At 73.3% G+C, this 17,634-nt stretch carries 12 protein-coding genes; 5 read left to right on the forward strand and 7 right to left on the reverse strand.

What is annotated here, in order from left to right:
* Positions 1–51: 51 nt before the first annotated feature.
* A complete protein-coding gene (locus ABZS66_RS02600; protein WP_354754429.1) occupies positions 52–1,203 on the reverse strand; it encodes a ricin-type beta-trefoil lectin domain protein in 1,152 nt (383 codons plus the stop codon).
* A gap of 403 nt (positions 1,204–1,606) precedes the next feature.
* On the opposite strand from ABZS66_RS02600, the gene ABZS66_RS02605 reads away from it, so the two are divergent.
* Positions 1,607–5,434, forward strand: coding sequence for a hypothetical protein (locus tag ABZS66_RS02605; RefSeq protein WP_354754430.1), 3,828 nt, complete (start codon positions 1,607–1,609; stop codon positions 5,432–5,434).
* A 1-nt stretch (position 5,435) separates the two neighbouring features.
* On the opposite strand, the gene ABZS66_RS02610 is transcribed toward ABZS66_RS02605, so the two are convergent.
* Positions 5,436–6,374, reverse strand: a complete 939-nt coding sequence (locus ABZS66_RS02610; protein WP_354754432.1) for a TIGR03557 family F420-dependent LLM class oxidoreductase — start codon at positions 6,372–6,374, stop codon at positions 5,436–5,438.
* A 96-nt stretch (positions 6,375–6,470) separates the two neighbouring features.
* Between ABZS66_RS02610 and ABZS66_RS02615 the strand changes: the two genes are divergently transcribed.
* Positions 6,471–7,694 carry an MFS transporter gene (locus ABZS66_RS02615; RefSeq protein ID WP_354754434.1) on the forward strand — a complete coding sequence of 408 codons (1,224 nt, stop codon included), beginning with the start codon at positions 6,471–6,473 and terminating at the stop codon, positions 7,692–7,694.
* On the opposite strand, the gene ABZS66_RS02620 is transcribed toward ABZS66_RS02615, so the two are convergent.
* The 4 genes from ABZS66_RS02620 to ABZS66_RS02635 form a co-directional block, all read right to left on the reverse strand.
* Complete coding sequence (locus tag ABZS66_RS02620; protein ID WP_354754436.1) at positions 7,664–8,050, reverse strand: hypothetical protein; 387 nt, start codon at positions 8,048–8,050, stop codon at positions 7,664–7,666. The two genes, ABZS66_RS02615 and ABZS66_RS02620, sit on opposite strands and share 31 nt — an antisense overlap.
* Before the next feature lie 2 nt (positions 8,051–8,052).
* The gene (locus ABZS66_RS02625; RefSeq protein WP_354754437.1) at positions 8,053–9,861 is read right to left on the reverse strand and encodes a sigma-70 family RNA polymerase sigma factor; all 1,809 of its coding nucleotides are present in this window, start codon (positions 9,859–9,861) and stop codon (positions 8,053–8,055) included.
* 67 nt (positions 9,862–9,928) lie between these two features.
* Positions 9,929–11,605, reverse strand: a complete 1,677-nt coding sequence (locus ABZS66_RS02630) for an insulinase family protein (RefSeq protein WP_354754584.1) — start codon at positions 11,603–11,605, stop codon at positions 9,929–9,931.
* 2 nt (positions 11,606–11,607) lie between these two features.
* The gene (locus ABZS66_RS02635; protein WP_354754439.1) at positions 11,608–12,531 is read right to left on the reverse strand and encodes a hypothetical protein; all 924 of its coding nucleotides are present in this window, start codon (positions 12,529–12,531) and stop codon (positions 11,608–11,610) included.
* Positions 12,532–12,684: 153 nt separating this feature from the next.
* Between ABZS66_RS02635 and ABZS66_RS02640 the strand changes: the two genes are divergently transcribed.
* Entirely contained in the window at positions 12,685–15,126 is a 2,442-nt protein-coding gene (locus tag ABZS66_RS02640) for a Tex family protein (protein WP_354754441.1), read from the forward strand.
* Here ABZS66_RS02640 and ABZS66_RS02645 read toward each other — a convergent pair.
* Positions 15,110–15,685 (reverse strand): 50S ribosomal protein L11 methyltransferase, encoded by a 576-nt coding sequence (locus tag ABZS66_RS02645; protein ID WP_354754585.1) that lies wholly within the window; start codon positions 15,683–15,685, stop codon positions 15,110–15,112. The two genes, ABZS66_RS02640 and ABZS66_RS02645, sit on opposite strands and share 17 nt — an antisense overlap.
* A 36-nt stretch (positions 15,686–15,721) precedes the next feature.
* Here ABZS66_RS02645 and ABZS66_RS02650 point away from each other — a divergent pair, with 36 nt between their 5' ends.
* Both ABZS66_RS02650 and ABZS66_RS02655 read left to right on the forward strand, forming a co-directional pair.
* The gene (locus ABZS66_RS02650) at positions 15,722–16,648 is read left to right on the forward strand and encodes a zinc-binding alcohol dehydrogenase family protein (RefSeq protein WP_354754443.1); all 927 of its coding nucleotides are present in this window, start codon (positions 15,722–15,724) and stop codon (positions 16,646–16,648) included.
* Positions 16,649–16,706: 58 nt separating this feature from the next.
* Entirely contained in the window at positions 16,707–17,579 is an 873-nt protein-coding gene (locus ABZS66_RS02655) for a hypothetical protein (protein ID WP_354754445.1), read from the forward strand.
* Positions 17,580–17,634 lie beyond the last annotated feature (55 nt).

A 17,634-nucleotide genomic window follows, 5' to 3' on the forward strand; every position in this document is an offset into this window, starting at 1 on the left:
GGAGGCCGCGGAGAAGGTGCTGGCGCACCTCGGGTTCTTCTGAGCGGAGGCTCAGAAGGCGAGCAGGTTCCAGCGTTGGTTGGGGGCGGCCGAGCAGTCCCAGATGATCAGGCGGGTGCCGGCGCCGGTGCCGCCGTTCTCGGCGTCCAGGCAGCGGCCCGAGTTGGGGTTCATCCAGGTCTTGTCGGCGCGGATGACCCACTTCTGGGCCGGGGTGCCGTTGCAGCCGTACGCCTGGACGAGCGTGCGGTTGGCCGTGCCCGCGTTCTGCACGTCCAGGCACAGGCCGTCTGCGCGGACCGTGCCGTCGGACCGGATCTCCCAGTGCTGGTTGCTCCGGCCGTCGCAGGTGTCCAGCACCACGCGGTTGTTGTCACCGGCCCGGTACTCGACGCACTTGTTCGAGCCCACGCCGACCAGCCGGCCGGTGGTCGCGGGAGGCGGGGGCGGAGGCGGCGGGGGCGCGCTCGACGTGGTCGCGCGCGGAGACGCGGAAGGGGAGGCGCCGTTCGAGCCGGACGGGAGCGGCGAGGCGCCGCCCGCCGAGCGGCTGGCCGAGGGGCCGGCCGTCGGTGACGCCGTTGCCAGGCCGGCCGTCGTCGCCGTCGGGGACTCCGACGCCTGACCGGCCGGGCCGCCCGGCAGGGCACCCACGCCCGGGACCTTCTGCGGCAGGCGGTCGCTCGGGGGGTCGCTCGGGCCGTCGTCGCGGACCAGCTGGAAGACCACGGCGCCGGTGATGAGCAGGATGAGGACCGCCACGGCCACGGCGCCGATCGGAATGCGGCGCCAGCGGGCCGTCTTGCGGCGGCTGCCCCGGTAGTCCGGGCCGTCCTCCTCGTGCGGCTCGTCGGTGACGATGGCGAAGGCCGGGGGCACGTAGTCGGCGACCGTCGGCGAGTCGTCCGCGGACATCATCGGCGGGGCGGAAACGGACATCATGGGCGGGGCGGACACGGACATCATCGGCGGCGCGGAGACGACGACCGGCTCGGCGATGGCCGCCCCCGCGAAGGCCAGCTCAGCGGAGACCACGTCGTCGGCCGAGACCGGCTCGGGAGCGGGGACCGGCGCCGCAACGGACTCGCCCAGACCCGGCAGCTCCACGACGAACTCGATGTGCTGCGTCGCGTCCAGGTCCCCGGAAGAGGCGGACGCCGCCCGCATCTCACCCCCGTACGTCTCCACCGTCGCGGGGTCCACGACCGGCACCGAAGCCGTCGCGATAGCGGTCGGGCCATCGCGCCGCGGCTGGCGGGGAATCGCCGGGAAGGTCGGCTTCGCCGGGTTGAACGGCTCCGGAAGCTCCGGAATTGACGCCGAAGCGGAAGCGGTTGGCGGCACACGGTGACGGGCCCGCCGGTCAAGCGCCGACGGTTCCTGCTCGTCTCCAGAGACGGACATGCCCGCCCTGCTCCCTCCGATGCCCAGTACTGCCCGGAGCACCGTAGCTTGCGCAAGCAACGATCCTCTACCGGCCAACCGTCCAATGCCCGTCACTTCAAAGAACGCCACAATGGGCTTGACGGGCAATGCGTTGCGATCGGCCGGTAAGTTTGCCCGCATGGTGCCAGAAGGCTGGGAAACGATTGCGGCGGAGCACTCGGTGTGGAGCCGTGTCGAGGATGCGGACGCGCACCGTGAGCAAACGGTCGCGCTCGCCGGACGCCTCGCGGAGCACCGGCGAAAAGCCGTGCTCGCCGCGGACCCGTGGCAGGACGCCCAGTTCGCGGCGCGGATGTCCGCGCAGGTCGGGGCCCTCATCGACGCGCTGCCGGCGGACGTGACGTTCACGGGCGCGGAGGCGGGCCTCCTGGTGACCGTGCCGCTGCTGCACGACGCCCTCTGGGCCGGCATCGCCACCGCCGAGCGCGTGGTCGAGCCCGGCGACCTGGAGCCGTCCCAGGACGCGACCAGCGACCGGGCCGCGTTCGAGCGGTTCACCCAGACCTACGCCCAGCCGTACCGCCGGGCCCTCGCGGCCACCCGGGCCGGCAAGCGGGACACCGCCGCCGAGCTCGGCTGGTGGCTGCTGCACCGCTGGATCGGGCGCCGACCGGCCGCGTACCGGCCGGCGACCATCGAGGCGCTGACCGGCCGGGAGGGTGAGGCCCGCACGGCCGAGTTCATCCGGGCCGTGCGCGCCGACCCGGCGTTCCTGAACCGGCACGACCGGCCCGAGGCCCTGGTCAGCGACAACGCCGGCGTGCGGGAGCGGCTGGTGGCCTTCCTGCTGACCATCGCCCGCGGCCTGGCCGTCGAGGTCACGGTGCTGCCGGAGGTCGTCGGCGAGCACCTGGGCATCGGCGACCCCGTCACCGCCCGGCAGGTCCTCGATACGGTCCGCGACAGCCACTGGGAGCCGCGCGGGGCGACGCTGGTGCTCAGCGCCGCCTGCGCCCACCCGTCCATCGAGGTCGCGCTGCGCGCCCACATCGACACGCTGAACCAGCTGCTGGCCGAGGCGCAGCGGGCCGCCGCCCGCGACGAGTCCCTGGTGCCGCTGCGCTACCTGCCCAACCGGGCGGCGACCGACGACGTCGGGCCTGCCATGCAGGACGGCGTCCCGGCGTACCAGTCGGCCGGGGTCCGCTTCCGGCTGGCCGAGGACCGGGTCCGCGAGCTGCTCATGGGTGAGCAGCTCTACGGCGACCCCGCCCTCGCCATCCGTGAGCTGTACCAGAACGCCCTGGACGCCTGCCGGTACCGGGAGGCGCGCACGGAGTACCTCACCCGCGCCCACGACCGGAAGCTCCCGTGGGACGGGCGGATCCGCTTCGAGCAGGGCGTGGAGGCGGACGGCCGGGGCTACCTCGACTGCGTCGACAACGGCATCGGCATGGGCGTGCGCGAGCTCAGCGAGGTCTTCTCCCAGGCCGGCGTGCGCCTGGCCGACCTGCCGGAGTTCCTGGAGGAGCAGGCCGAGTGGGGCCGGCTCGACCCGCCGGTGCAGCTGTTCCCCAACAGCCGGTTCGGCATCGGCGTGCTGAGCTACTTCATGCTCGCCGACGAGCTGACCGTGGAGACCTGCCGGATGGGCCGCGACGGCCAGGCCGGCGAGCGGCTGCGGGTCTCGATCGCCGGCCCGGGCAGCCTGTTCCGCATCCAGGACCTCGGCCCCGGCACCGAGTCGGGCACCACGGTTCGGCTGCACCTGCGCGAGGGCGTGACCGTCTCGTCGGTCGAGGAGCTGCGCAAGCTGCTGTGGGTCGCCGAGTTCGCGACCGAGGCCACCGACGGCGTGCAGAGCCAGCACTGGGCGCCCGGCGAGCTGTCCGAGGCGGCCGTCGCCGAGGACGACGAGGATGACGAGGACCTGGTCGGCCCGGGCGTCGTGGCGGCCGAGGGCGCGCGGGTCTGGTGGTGCAAGGGCAACGGCGCGCTGCTCGCCGACGGCCTCTACGCCGGCAAGGAGATCTTCGGCGCGGTCGTCAACCTGAACCGGGACCTCGCCCCGCGCCTGTCGGTCGACCGGACCAAGATTCTCGCGTACCGCGAGGAGGACGTCGACCGCCTGCTGTGGGAGGCGGTGCCGGCGTTGACGGCGCCGGGGACGACCCTGCTGGGGTACGACTGGCTGTGCCGGCTCGCGCCGGGCCGCCCGCTGGTCGCGGACCTCATCTTCGAGCAGGCCATCGAGCGCGGCCACGGCAAGTGGGACATGGACGGCGAAACGGTCGACGCGGCCGTGACCGGCTGCTTCGTGGCCAACGACGGCCCGGTCGGCGGCCCCGACGAGCTGGTGGAGTGGCGGCTGACGGCGCTGGCCGCCGGCGGGCGGTACCGCAAGGTGCTCAAGCCCGGCCCGGACTGGAAGCGGGCCATGCGGGCCCGGCCGTCGGACGCGCTCCTGCTGAGCGTCGACGTCGACGGCACCGGCCCGTGGCTCGACCCGGTCGACATCGTGCCGCTGGTGCACCTGGTGCGGGCCGCGCGCAAGACCGGCCGGAGCGCGCCGGAGGTGGCCACCCGGCTGGAGGCCCTGGGCTTCGAGCCCTCGGTCGGGGCCGCGACCGTGGGCGTCGACCCCGACGACCTCATCTTCACCAGCCGCGACGTCGACGGGACGCGGCCGTGGCTGCAGCCCGACCAGCCGGTACACCTGGTGCATCTGCTGCGGGCGGCACACCGGTCCGGCCGCCCGGTCGCCCAGATCGTCGCCCGCCTGCGCCAGCTGGGCTTCGAGGTGGACGTCGACGTCGACATGCTGCCGATCGAGCAGTTCGGCCCGAAGGACCTCACCATCGCCAGCCGCGACCTCGACGGCTCGCATCCGTGGCTCGACCCGCGGGAGCCGGTGACCCTGCTGCACCTGCTCCGCGCGGCGCACAAGGTGAGCCTGCCGGCCGACGAGACGGCCGCCCGGCTGGCACTGCTCGGCTACCCGCTGGAGCCCGGCTGGGAGTCGCTGGTCACCGAGCCCGACGACCTGGTGCTCATCTCGCGCGACCTCGACAGCACCTCGCCCTGGCTGGAGCTGGCCGAGGAGGTGGCGCCGGTGCACGTCCTGCGCGCCGCCGAGCGGACCTCCCGGCCGGTGTCCGAGGTGGCGGCCCGGCTGCGCTCGTTCGGCTTCCGGCTGGGCGGCGACCTCGACGCCATCGAGGTGGTGAAGCTGGAGCCGGAGGACCTGCAGCTGGCCAGCCGCGACCTCGACGGCTCGCAGCCCTGGCTCGACTCCTCCCGGCCGGTACCGCTGATCCACCTGCTGCGCGCCGCCGAGTCGACCGGCCGCGAGGTCGGCGACGTGGCCGCCCGGCTGGCCGCCTGCGGCTACCGCGTCGACGTCGACCCCGACGCGATCCTCATCGACCACCTGGAGCCCGACGACCTCACCATCACCAGCGAGGACCTCGACGGCTCCGACCCCTGGCTCGACCCGATGAAGCCGATCCCGACCATCCGCGTCCTGCGGGCCGCCCAGCGCACCCGGCGCAGCGTGCACGACATCGCCGCGCGGCTGACCTTCCTGGGGTACGCCGTGAGCCTGCACGGCGCCGGCCCGTCCCTGGACCAGGTGGAGCCCGACGACCTGCTCATCACCAGCCGCGACCTGGACGGCTCGCAGCCCTGGCTGGACCTGGACGAGCAGGTGCCGCTCCCCCACCTCCTCCAGGCGGCCCGGCGCGTCCGCCGCCCGGTGCACGAGATCGCGGCCCGCCTGGAGACCCTCGGCTACAACGTGGACGTGGACCTGAGCTCCATCGCGGTCGACTCGGTGAAGCCGAACGACCTCCTGCTGGCTAGCACCGACCTCGACGGCTCCCGCCCGTGGCTGGACGCCTCGCAGCCGGTACCGCTCAACCACCTGCTGGCCGCGGCGCAGAAGACCCGCAAGCCGATCGAGGACGTGAGCGCCCGGCTGCGCGCGCTGGGCTACTCCGTCCCGGACGTCGACTCGCGCCTGCCGCGCCTGCGCCCCGGCGGGGTGTGAGTCAGGAGCGCAGCGCCGGGAGCAGCATCGACTCGGACCAGTCGAGGAAGTCGTGCTGGTTGCCGCCGCCGATCTGGAGCAGCGCGATGTGGGTGAAGCCCGCGTCCATGAAGGCGCGGATCGCCGACACGTGCCGGTCGAGGTCCGGGCCGCACGGGATCGACGCGGCGACGTCGTCCTCGGTGACGAACGACGACGCCGCGTCGAACGCCCGCGGGTCCGGCAGTTCGGCCATCACCGGCCACTGGAGGCCGAACCAGCGGAACTGGTCGAGCGCCCGCTTGCGGCACTCCGACTCGTCCGGGCCGTAGCACAGCGCGACCTGCCCGTAGAAGGGCTTGTCGGGGATGCGCAGCGACGGGTCGGGCTGCACCGCCACGACCCCGTCGGAGAGGGAGGCCGCCACCTCCAGCGAGTCGTGGCCCGACACCGCCATCACGACCGGGACACCCTCGTCGGGGCGGTCCCACAGGCGGGCCTCCGGCACCTCGTAGTAGGTCCCGGAGTGGCGCACGATCTCGCCGTCGAGCAGCGGATTGATGATCTCCAGCGCCTCGGCCAGCATCTCGTGCCGCTGGGTGCGGTGCGGCCAGGCGCCGGCGACGTGCTCGTTGAGGTTCTCCCCCGCGCCGACGCCCAGCGTGAAGCGGCCCTGGGACATGACGCCGATCGTCGCCGCCTGCTGCGCGACGACGGCCGGGTGGTAGCGGCGGGTCGGGCAGGTGACCATCGTCATCAGCTCGAGGCTCTCCGTGGCGTAGGCCGCCGCGCCCAGCACCGACCAGGCGAACGGCGAGTGCCCCTGCTCGGTCAGCCACGGGCTGAAGTGGTCGGACACGGCCGCGAAGTCGTAGCCGGCCTCTTCCGCCCGGACCGCGTCGTCGACGAGCTCGTTGGGGCCGGTCTGTTCACACAGCAGTGTGTAGCCGAAGTTCACCATGCCGAGCCGGATACCCGCTGCGGGGCCGGTTACGCCGATTTCGCAAGGGCCGGAACATCCTTGGGAAAGGCCCAGCACATAGGGGAGAATCAATTGATGTCTCCCTATCGGCCGGTGGTTCGGCACCCCGTTTTCGGCCGGGTGCTGCCGGCCCTGGTGCTCTCGGCGGTCGGCGACGGCATGAGCGCCGTCGCGGTGGGCTGGCTCGCGCTGGAGCTGGCGCCGGAGCGGTCGCGGGGGCTGTGGGTCGGGCTCGCGGTGGCCGCGTACGCGCTGCCCGGCGCGGTCGGCGCGGTCGTGCTGGCCCCGGCCCTGCGGGGGCGCAGCGGCGCGCACCTGGCCGGGCTCGACGCGACCCTGCGGGCGGTGTTCCTGGGCGCGATCGGGCTGCTCGCGGCCTGCGAGGCGTTGACGATTCCGCGGTACATCGGGCTGCTCGCACTGTCCGCGCTGCTCAACGCCTGGGGCACGGCCGGGCGGTACACCCTGGTGGCCGAACTGCTGCCCAAGGAGCTCCACCTGGCGGCGAACGCGCTGCTCACGGCCATCGCGGAGGCGTCCACAGTGGCCGGTCCGGCGCTCGCCGGGCTGCTCATCGCCGTGCTGGGCGCGCCGGCCGTACTCACCATCGACGCGGCCACGTTCGCTGTGCTGGCGCTGTCGTTCCGGCTGGTCCGGCCGGTGCCGCGGGCCGGGCCGGGTGCCGAGCGCGCCGCGGGGCTGGCGGTGATCCGCCACGACCGGCAGCTGCTCCGCCTGACCGCCCTCTCGGCCGGGTTCTTCCTGCTCTTCGGGCCGATTCCGGTGGCGGTACCGCTGTTCGCCGGATCGGCGGCGGAGGTGGGCCTGCTGTACTCGGCGTTCGGCGTCGGCGCCGTCATCGGGGCGGTCACCGTCGGGCAGCTGCGGCGGCTCCCGCTGTGGCCGGTGACCATCGGCGCGGTCCTGTGCTTCGGCCTGCTCCTGGTGCCGCTCGGCCTGGGCCTGCCGCTCTGGGCCGACCTGCTCACGCTGGCCCTGGCCGGCCTCGCCTGGGCACCGTTCCCGGCGGCGAGCACGGCCCTGTTCCAGCGTGCGGTGCCGGCCGAGCGGCTCCCGCCGGTGCTGGCCGCCCGCAGCGCGGTGCTGGTGCTCGCCACGCCGGTGGGCACGCTGCTCGGCGCGCCGCTGGTGCACACGGCGGGCCCGGCCGCGACCTTCGTGCTGTGCGGGGCGGGGACGGTCGCGGTCGGCTGCGTGGCGCTGGTGGTGCACCTGCGCAGCCGCGTGCCGCGCGTCGACCGGGAGCTTCAGGCCACCTCGTCCAGCACGTTGCGGTAGGAGCACAGCCGGGCGGTGTACTCGCGCAGGACGCGGACCGCCATGTCGAGGTCGTCGGTGAGCACGTCCGGCAGGTCGACGAGCAGCCGGCGCCCGTCGATCGTGCCGTACCCGCTGACCTCGAACCGGCCCTCCCGGACCCACAGGTCGACGCCCAGGTCGACCGTGGTGCGGTCGTAGCGCAGAACGACCCCGACGAGCGCGAAGGGCGCCTCGCCGGGGCCGATGCGGCCGATGAGCTCCCAGTGCATCGGCCCGTGGGTGGCGGCGATCTGCTGGCCGTACCGCTGGAAGTCCTCGCAACTGGCGTTGAGCGCGGCCAGCAGCGTGGCGGCGCCGGTCGATCGGGGGTCCATCGTCATCCTCCTGCTGCTCGATATGCGGCGCCGACCGAGGTCGGGGTCGTGCCGCTGCTGTAGAGGCCGGTGTCTCCGGACTTGCTGCTGGGCAGCGAGAACCACGCGTAGCGCTCGACGTAGGACAGGCCCTGGAGCATGGCCGTCGAGTTCTTCACGAACGTCACCTGCTGGTCGGTGCTCGGATAGACCGTCCCGTTGTCGAAGCGCATCAGCGCGTACTCGGTGAGCCAGATGGGCAGCTTGTAGCGGTTGTAGACGTTCTGGATATAGCTCTTGAGCTGGTTGGTGGCGGCGGTGGAGAAGTCGCCGCCGTACCAGTGCAGGGCGATGAAGTCGACCCGGTAGCCGCGGGACTTGACGCCACTCATGAACTGGTCGAACCAGCCGCCGGGCGTGTCGGCGCCGTAGGCCGGGGCCGGGCTGCCCAGCCGCAGGCCGGTCGCCTGCAGCTGCGGCCACAGGTCGAGCACCTGCTGCACCGACATGTTGGACTGTTCCTTGAGGTCGGGCTCGTTGAAGCCCAGCAGCACCTTGCCGTTGGCCTTGGCCTTGTTCAGGTTGCCGCTGGTGACCGAGGCGCCGCCCCAGATCATCGGCACGTACTCGACGCCCGAGATCGCCGCGACGCTCGGATCGGCCGACCAGTTGTAGTACCAGGACGCCTTCACGTCGCGCAGCGCCTGGCCGTTGCCGGAGAAGTTGTAGGTGCTCACGCCCTTCTTCGCGGTCTTCACGGCGGGCGGGGCGGCGACGACGCTCTTCGATGCCGAGGGGGACGCCGACGGCGGCGCGCTGGACGGCGCGGGCGCGACCGAGGAGGGCGGCTCCGCGCCGGGCGTCTCGGAGGCGGCCGCCGCGATCTGCTGCTCGGGCTGCTCCTCGCCCTGCGTGGTGAGGTAGACGGCGCCGGCCGCGCCGGCGATCGCGACCGTCGCCGCGACGCCGACCATGGCCGGCTTCAGCGCGGCGAACCAGCCGGCGATCATCGCCTTGAACCCGCCGGCCCCCGCGCCGGCGCCGACCGACAGCGCGCCGGTCTTGGCCGCCGCCGCGCTGAACACGAACGGCACGGGCACCAGCGCGACGCCCGCGAGCAGGCGCTCGGCGGCGACCAGGTCGTTCCAGGCCCGGTCGCAGCGCTGGCACTCGCGGGTGTGCCGGGCCAGCCGCTTGCGCCACAGCGCGCTCGGCCGGCCGTCCCAGCGGGTGACGATGGAATGCAGCTCCGGGCAGCGGGGCCGCCCGGCGAGCGCCCGCACCACCGCCCGGGCCGAGTCGAGCTGGGCCTTCATCCGCTGGATGCGCACCGCGGCGTGTTGCCGGCTGATGTGCAGCGCCTCGACGACCTCCTCGCGGTCGAGCTGGCCGGCGGCCTCCAGCCACCACAGCGAGAGCAGCTCGCGGTCGTCGTGGTCGAGCCAGCGGGTCGCCTCGGCGACCTCCTGCCGCTGGCCGGACAGGCGCAGCCGGGTGATCGCCAGGTCGGCGAAGTCGGCGCCGGGGTCGGCGGTGTCGGTCGGGTCGGCCCAGTCGCCGACCAGCGGTGCCTGGACCTGGCGGCGGTGCCGGTCGCGGACCTGGGACATGGCGATCGCGACCGCCCAGGAGCGGAAGCTCTCCGGATCGCGCAGCCGCGGGAGGCCGTCGACGATGCGCAGCATCGTCTCCTGGACCACGTCGTCGACGTCGGCGTGCCCCTGCAGCGCCCGCCCGACGATGTTGTAGATCAACGGCAGGTACTCACCGACCAGGGCATCGAGTGCCCGCTGGTCGCCGGCTCGCGCCGCGATCACCGTGGCCGTGCTCATCCGCGTCCTCCTGTCGAACCTATTCAGGAGACGTGAGCACGCAGGGTCAATAACAGGTTCCGAAAAACTACTTTGCGCGACGTCTCAGCAACAGCCGGATGCCGATCACGAGCATGACGAGACCGGCGGCGTAGAGGATGCCGTTGATCGTGCCGCTGACCGCGTCGAACGGGACGTCGCTCTCCGGGTCGCTGTTGTCGGCGACCGCCCAGGTCCAGGTGGCGCCGCAGCACAGCGCCACCACGGAGAGCACGACGAGGACGATGCCGCCCACCAGGGTGTTGGGGCCGGCCGGCGCCGGCAGGGGCGGGTGCTCGGCCGGCGCCGGCTGCGGGATCGACCGCGGGTCGCGGGCCGGCAGCCAGACCGTGACCCGGGCGAGGGTGGCGTCGATCTGTCGCAGGAGATCCGGCGGTACCGGATGCATCGTCGGCTCGACCCGGACGGTGATGCTGTCGTGGCCGATCAGCTGGCGGCCGCCGTCGGGGTACGCGAGGCAGACCGCGCACTCCCGGTAGAGCACCGTCGCCGCCGCGTCGTCGTGCTGGAGGCTCACGCCGTCGGCGCCGACGATCAGCCGGCCGTACCGCGGCCCGGCCACCACCACGGTCGAGGACGTCGGCGCGGCGGCGTAGCCGGCCCACTCGGCGTCGAGGTCGCCGGGCACCTGGAGCAGGCCGCTGTCGAGCGCGGCCAGGGCGGTCCGGTGGACGTCGGCGACGGTGACCGCGTGCAGCTCCTCGCGGACCTGCTCGACGTCGCGGACCGGCTCGCTGAGCAGCAGGTTGAGCGCCTGGCTCGGCAGCCGGCCCACCGCCGCCATCGGGCCGGTCAGGGCGTCGTCGGCCTTGGCCCGGACCGCGTCGACGTCGGCCCGCTCGATCCGGCCGACCCGCAGCTTGGCCAGCACGTCGACGAACCCGCCGAGCACGGCGTCGTGCTTGCCGGGCGCCGCGTCGGCGAAGGCGGTCACCGCGGCGAAGCCGTCGCCGCGCGGGGCGTAGGAGGCGGTGGCGGTGTACGAGTTGCCGTCCTCCTGGCGCAGCGTGCGGAACAGCTCACGCTCCAGCACGCCGGCGAGGACGGAGCCGGGGGTGCCGCGCCGCACGATGCCGTCGAAGACGACGTGCGTGCCGGGGCCGGTGAACCACGCCGGGGTGCGGGGCAGCGCCGACGAGGGCGGCGGGACCGGCTGGCGGACCCCGTCGCGCAGCCGCAGCCGCAGGCCCGGCGGCATCCGGCGGCCGGCCACCCAGAGCACGGCGTTCTGCCGGGTGAACCAGTTGGCCGCCCAGCGGTGCAGGTGCTCGCCGGTGATCCGGGGCAGCCCCATCTCCTCGTAGCTCACGAGGCCGTAGTCGCGGGCGCCGTAGCGCCACAGGGGCATCAGCTCGTTGACGCTCATCCCCCGGCCGGCCGCCTCGGCCCGCAGGATCGTCCGCTCGGTCTCCAGCCGGTCCAGCGGCGGGTCGAGCAGCGAGTCGCAGACGCCGGTCAGGTACGCGGTGATGTCGTCCTCGCCGCCCTGGAGCGTGAACGTCGTCGAGATCGCGCCGGTGGCGCCGTTGTAGTGGTAGTCGGTGAGCCCGTGCCGGTGCAGGACCAGGTGTTCGAGCAGGTGGGTGATGCCGCGGTAGGGCAGCGCCTCGTCGACCTGGCCGACCCGGAACGTCAGGCCGGCGATCATCGGCCCGTCGTAGGGCGCGTACAGGGCCGGGACGCCGTCGACCTCCAGCCGTCGCATGCTCACCGCCCCAGCACCTGCGTGCGTAACGACGCGAACACCTCGTGCTCGTCGCCGAAGTAGCCCCAGAGGAACCCGGCGCCGAAGCCGCCGATGGCCTGGAAGTGCGGCCGGGCCGCGGCGAGGTCGCCCATCTTGCCGTAGACCAGGGCGAAGTAGTTGTGGGCGGTGATCGCCCGGTAGCCGCGGGCCCGGAACGCGGGATGGCGCACCGAGCGGGCGGCCGCCTCGTCGATCTCCGCCCGGACCGCGGGCCGGCGCAGGTAGGCGACGGTGTTGCGCTCGTCGTCCCAGTCCATGCCGATCTCGACGTGCGCCTCGACCATGCTGAGCGCGGCCAGCGAGCCGTCGGGACCCCGGCGCATGCACTCCAGGCCGAACGCGTGGGCCTTCTCGTCGGTGCCGCCCCACTTCGGGCAGTACTGCTGCACGACCGAGGCCTGCGCGACGAACACGTGCGGGACGTGGCGGGCCAGCCGGTCGTACCGCCGGCGCACCTCGGCCTGCCCCAGTTCCAGGCCACGGTTGATCTTCAGCCGCTGCACCCACGCCGAGGTGTTGCCCGGCTCCTCGGCGGTGACGCCGATGAGGATGCGCTCCGCGCGGCGCAGGTAGTCGTGGAAGTTCGCGAACTGCTCCTGGCTCACGTGCTGGGCGCGGGCGCCGGTGCGCATCCGCCAGCCCACGGTGATCAGGCGGGCCGCGTGGAGCACCCGCGCGAGCGTGCCGGGCTCGTGCTCGGCCGCGGCCCGCAGGAACGCGTCGCTGCCGTTCGTGTCCGACACGATGCGCACCGCATACTCGTGATCGTCCGGGTCGGTGAGCCGGGCGAAGAACGCCGCGACCGCCGGCCAGTTGCGCCGGTCCACCTCGGCGCGCAGCTGCCGCAGCTCCGGGTAGGGCGCGACAGGGTCAAAATCGATCACGCCGCGAGAGCCTAGGTGAACGAACCTCGGATCGGTGTCCCCGTTTCTGTCACTTTCGAGCGACCGTCCCGGGCGGCCTGCGTGCTCGGTTGCGCTCGGTTTGGCATGTGGCTGGTGAGGCAGAGCCGGGCTGGTGGGGCAGAATGCTGGATCGTGACGACCTCCATTCATCAGCGGATCGCGGAAGAGCTCGGCGTCAGGGAGCGGCAGGTGACCGCCGCGGTGGACCTGCTCGACGGCGGGGCGACCGTGCCGTTCATCGCGCGGTACCGCAAAGAGGCGACCGAGATGCTCGACGACGCCCAGCTCCGCACGCTGGAGGAGCGGCTGCGCTACCTGCGGGAGATGGAGGAGCGGCGGGCCGCGATCCTCGAGTCGATCCGCAGCCAGGGCAAGCTCGACGAGGCGCTCGAGGCGCAGATCATGGCGGCCGACTCGAAGGCCCGCCTGGAGGACATCTACCTGCCGTACAAGCCGAAGCGGCGGACCAAGGCGATGATCGCCCGCGAGGCCGGCCTGGAGCCGCTCGCCGACGGGCTGCTCGCCGACCCGGGCGTCGACCCGCAGGCGGCCGCCGCCGTCTTCGTCGACCCGGAGAAGGGCGTCAACGACGCCGCCGCCGCGCTCGACGGCGCGCGGGCGATCCTGGTCGAGCGGATGTCGGAGGACGCCGACCTGATCGGCGAGCTGCGCGAGAAGATGTGGGCGCAGGGCCGGCTGGTCTCCCGGGTCCGGTCCGGCAAGGAGACCGACGGCGCCAAGTTCGCCGACTACTTCGACTTCAGCGAGCCGTACACCAAGCTCCCCTCGCACCGCATCCTCGCCATGTTCCGCGGCGAGAAGGAGGAGATGCTCGACCTCGCCATGGAGCCGCTGGCGTCCGACGACGACGTGTCGCTCTACGAGCCGGCGATCGCCTCCCGCTTCGGCATCCGCGACGACGGCCGGCCGGGCGACAAGTGGCTCAACGACACCGTCCGCTGGGCCTGGCGCACCCGCATCCTCGTCCACCTGGGCATCGACCTGCGGATGCGGCTCTGGCAGGCGGCCGAGGAGGAGGCCGTGCGGGTCTTCGCGGCCAACCTGCGCGACCTGCTGCTGGCCGCGCCGGCCGGCACCCGCGCCACGATGGGCCTCGACCCGGGCTTCCGCACCGGCGTCAAGGTGGCCGTCGTCGACGCCACCGGCAAGGTGGTCGACACCCACACGATCTACCCGCACGTGCCGCAGAACCGCTGGAAGGAGTCGATCACGGTCCTGGCCGCGCTGTGCCAGAAGCACAACGTGGAGCTGATCGCGATCGGCAACGGCACCGCCTCCCGCGAGACCGACAAGCTCGCCGCCGACCTGGTCAAGGAGTTTCCGCAGCTCAAGGTGACGAAGGTGATGGTGTCGGAGGCCGGCGCCTCGGTCTACTCCGCCTCCGCCTTCGCCTCCCAGGAGCTGCCCGGCCTCGACGTGTCGCTGCGCGGCGCGGTGTCGATCGCCCGGCGTCTCCAGGACCCGCTGGCCGAGCTGGTGAAGATCGACCCGAAGTCGATCGGCGTCGGGCAGTACCAGCACGACCTCTCGGAGTCGAAGCTCAGCCGCTCGCTCGACGCGGTCGTCGAGGACTGCGTCAACGGCGTCGGCGTCGACGTGAACACCGCCTCCGCCCCGCTGCTGACCCGCGTCTCGGGCATCGGCGGCAGCCTGGCCGACGCGATCGTGGCGCACCGCGACGCCAACGGCCCGTTCCGCAACCGCAGCGCGCTCAAGGGCGTGGCCCGCCTCGGCCCGAAGGCCTTCGAGCAGTGCGCCGGCTTCCTGCGCATCCCGGACGGCGACGACCCGCTCGACGCCTCGTCGGTGCACCCCGAGTCGTACCCGGTGGTCCGCCGCATCCTGGCCACCACCGACGGCGACATGAAGTCGCTGGTCGGCAACACCCGGGTGCTGACGAAGCTCAAGCCGGCCGACTTCGTCGACGACAAGTTCGGCCTGCCGACCGTCACCGACATCCTCAAAGAGCTGGAGAAGCCGGGCCGCGACCCGCGGCCGGCCTTCCGCACGGCCGAGTTCGCCGAGGGCGTCGAGACCCTGGGCGACCTGAAGCCGGGCATGCTCCTGGAGGGCGTGGTCACCAACGTGGCGGCCTTCGGCGCGTTCGTCGACATCGGCGTCCACCAGGACGGGCTGGTGCACGTGTCGGCGCTGTCCCGCACGTTCGTGAAGGACCCGCGCGAGGTGGTGAAGCCGGGCGACATCGTGCGCGTGAAGGTGCTCGACGTCGACATCCTGCGCAAGCGCATCTCGCTGACCCTGCGCCTGGAGGACGAGGCCACCCAGCAGCGCGACCCGTCGGCCCCGCGCGGCGAGCGCGGCGGCCAGCGTGGCGGCGGCCAGGGTGGTCAGGGCGGCCAGGGTGGTCAGCGCGGCGGCCAGGGCGGTGGCGGCCAGGGCGGCCAGCGCCGCGACGGCCGCGGCGGTGGCGGCGGTGGCGGCGGCGGCCGTCAGCAGTCGCGCGACTCGTTCCAGGGCGGCGGCGCGCTGGCCGACGCCCTGCGCCGGGCCGGCCTCGACAAGGGGCTCGACGGCCTCAACAAGAAGAAGTAGCCCGCAGCAGGCGCCAGACCGTCGTCCGCATCCGGCCCGTGGACTCCAGGGCCGGTCGGACGGGGACGTCGTAGGTGGCGAGCGGCTCGAAGAGGCGTTCGGGCAGGTAGCCGCGGCCGGGATCGCCGACGAGGACGGTCCCGGTGCCCGCGCGCAGCACCGGCAGTACACCGGCCACCACCGTCGGACTGTAGAACAGGTCGCCCGCCAGCAGGACGTCCGCGGGCACGACCGCCGGTGCGGTGCTGATCGTGACGCCGTTCAGCGCCGCGTTGCGCCCGGCGGCCGCGAGCGCCGCCGGGTCGCTGTCCACGGCGGTCACCGCGGCCGCGCCGGCCCGGGCCGCGGCGATGGCGACCAGGCCGGAGCCGGCGCCCAGGTCGACGACGGTCCGCCCGGCGACGAGCTCCGGGCGATCGAGCACGAACCGGGCCAGCGCGATCCCGCCCGGCCAGGCGAACGACCAGAACGGCGGCGGCGAGTCGCTGCGGTAGCCGCCGGTCGCCTCGTACAGCCCGACCTCCTCGCCGGCGAGGTCCAGGGTCACCTCGGGAACCATCGGGACGCTCACGGCCCCGACGGTACCGTCGGAACCATGCGAGCTGTGGTGGGACTCCAGGACGTCGAGCTGCCGGATCCTGAACCCGGCCCGCGCGATCTGCTGGTGCGGGTCGAGGCCGTCTCGGTGAACCCTGTCGACGTGAAGCAGCGGGCGAGCGGGGTGCAGAAGGTCCTCGGCTACGACGCGTCCGGGGTGGTGACGGAGGTCGGCGCCGACGTCGGCCTGTTCCGGGTGGGCGACGAGGTGTACTACGCCGGCGCGCTCGACCGGCCCGGCACGAACGCCGAGCTGCACCTGGTCGACGAGCGCATCGCCGGGCACAAGCCGCGCTCGCTGACGTTCGCCGAGGCGGCCTCCCTGCCGCTGACCACGATCACGGCGTGGGAGTCGCTGTTCGACCGGTTCCGGCTGGCCCCCGACAGCACCGGCACGCTGCTCGTGCTGGGCGCGGCCGGCGGGGTCGGCTCGATGATCATCCAGCTCGCCCGGGCGCTGACCCGGGTGACCGTGGTCGGCACCGCGTCGCGGCCCGAGTCGCGGGAGTGGGCGCGCGGGCTCGGCGCGCACGACGTGGTCGACCACCGGCACCTCCCCGAGGCGGTGGATTTCGTCTTCTCCCCGCACACCGCCGGGCAGATCGAGACGTTCGCCCGGATCCTCCGGCCGGGCGGCCAGATCACCGCGATCGACGAGCCGCCGGGGCTCGACCTACTGCCGCTGAAGGAGAAGAGCATCAGCTTCCACTGGGAGCTGATGTTCACCCGGTCGCTGTTCGAGACGCCGGACATGGTGGTGCAGCACGAACTGCTGGACCGGGTCGCCGACCTGGTCGACGCGGGGACCGTCCGGCACACGATGACGCGGGAGCTGGGCCCGATCGCCGCGGTACAGCTGCGGGAAGCCCACCAAATGGTGGAGGAGGGCCACATGACGGGCAAAGTGGTGGTTGCCGGGTGGTGAGGCGCGGCCAGTAGGGTGGTTGCCGAACTTTCCAACCGCCCCGCTGGAAGGACCGTCCGTGTTGCTGGACTACGGCGCGCTGATCGCGCTGGCCATCTGGATCGCCTTTGCGGTGGTCAGCCTCTGGCGGTCCCGCGCCCGGCTGCCGGAGGCGGGGCCGGTCCGGACCGACCCGCCCGGCGACGAGCCGCCGGCGGTCGTCAGCCTCATGATCAACCGCTGGCGGGCCGACGAGGACGCGATCGACGCCACCCTGCTCGACCTGGCCGCGCGGGGCTTCCTGGAGCTGCGCCAGCCCGGCGACGACCCGGCCGAGACGACGGTCCGGCTGCGCAAGGGCGACGGACGCAGCCTCACGCCCTACGAGCAGCAGATCCTCGACCGGGTCCACCGCCTGTCGGTCAACGGCGAGACGTCGCTGAGCAGCCTGGCGTTCGGCAGCTGGTCGGAGGCGCGGCGCTGGCGCGGCGCGTTCTACCGGGCGGTCGTCGAGGAGGCGCGCAACCGCGGCCTGTCCCGTCGCCGGCTCTCCCGCAAGAGCACCCGGGCGCTGCTGCTGGGCGCGGCCGCGCCGACCCTGCTCACCTGGTTCACCTGGTGGTGGGTGGCCCGGGACCTGGGCGCCAACCTGGCCGACCAGATCACCGGTGCGACGATCGCCACCATCGGGCTGGGCATCGTGCTGTACCTCGTCGTCGACTTCGGCTGGAGCGACCAGAGCACGCCGGAGGGGCAGCGCAGCGCCGCCGGCTGGCTGGCCTACCGGGCGCACCTGGAAGAGGTCGACGGCGTGGCCGATCTGGCCCCGGCGGACATCGCGTCGTGGGGCCGGGACATGGCGTTCGCCTCGGCGCTGGGGGTGCTGTCGACGGACGAGGCGCTCGTCCGCCTTACCCCGCAGGCCCGCTTCGGAGGCCGTCAGGCCTCCTGACCGCTCCTGGTCCGCGCTTGGGAGGGCGCCTTCAGCCGTTCGGGCCTTCAGTCGG

The sequence above is a fragment of the Dactylosporangium sp. NPDC005572 genome, from assembly GCF_040605515.1.
Lineage (GTDB): Bacteria > Actinomycetota > Actinomycetes > Mycobacteriales > Micromonosporaceae > Dactylosporangium.

Coding starts and splice junctions, on each gene's coding strand:
- ABZS66_RS02610 (WP_354754432.1), bottom strand. CDS start 6,374: ATGGTGAACTTCGGCTACACACTGCTGTGTGAACAGACCGGCCCCAAC.
- ABZS66_RS02625 (WP_354754437.1), bottom strand. CDS start 9,861: ATGAGCACGGCCACGGTGATCGCGGCGCGAGCCGGCGACCAGCGGGCA.
- ABZS66_RS02630 (WP_354754584.1), bottom strand. CDS start 11,605: ATGCGACGGCTGGAGGTCGACGGCGTCCCGGCCCTGTACGCGCCCTAC.
- ABZS66_RS02615 (WP_354754434.1), top strand. CDS start 6,471: ATGTCTCCCTATCGGCCGGTGGTTCGGCACCCCGTTTTCGGCCGGGTG.
- ABZS66_RS02620 (WP_354754436.1), bottom strand. CDS start 8,050: ATGGACCCCCGATCGACCGGCGCCGCCACGCTGCTGGCCGCGCTCAAC.
- ABZS66_RS02645 (WP_354754585.1), bottom strand. CDS start 15,685: ATGGTTCCCGAGGTGACCCTGGACCTCGCCGGCGAGGAGGTCGGGCTG.
- ABZS66_RS02650 (WP_354754443.1), top strand. CDS start 15,722: ATGCGAGCTGTGGTGGGACTCCAGGACGTCGAGCTGCCGGATCCTGAA.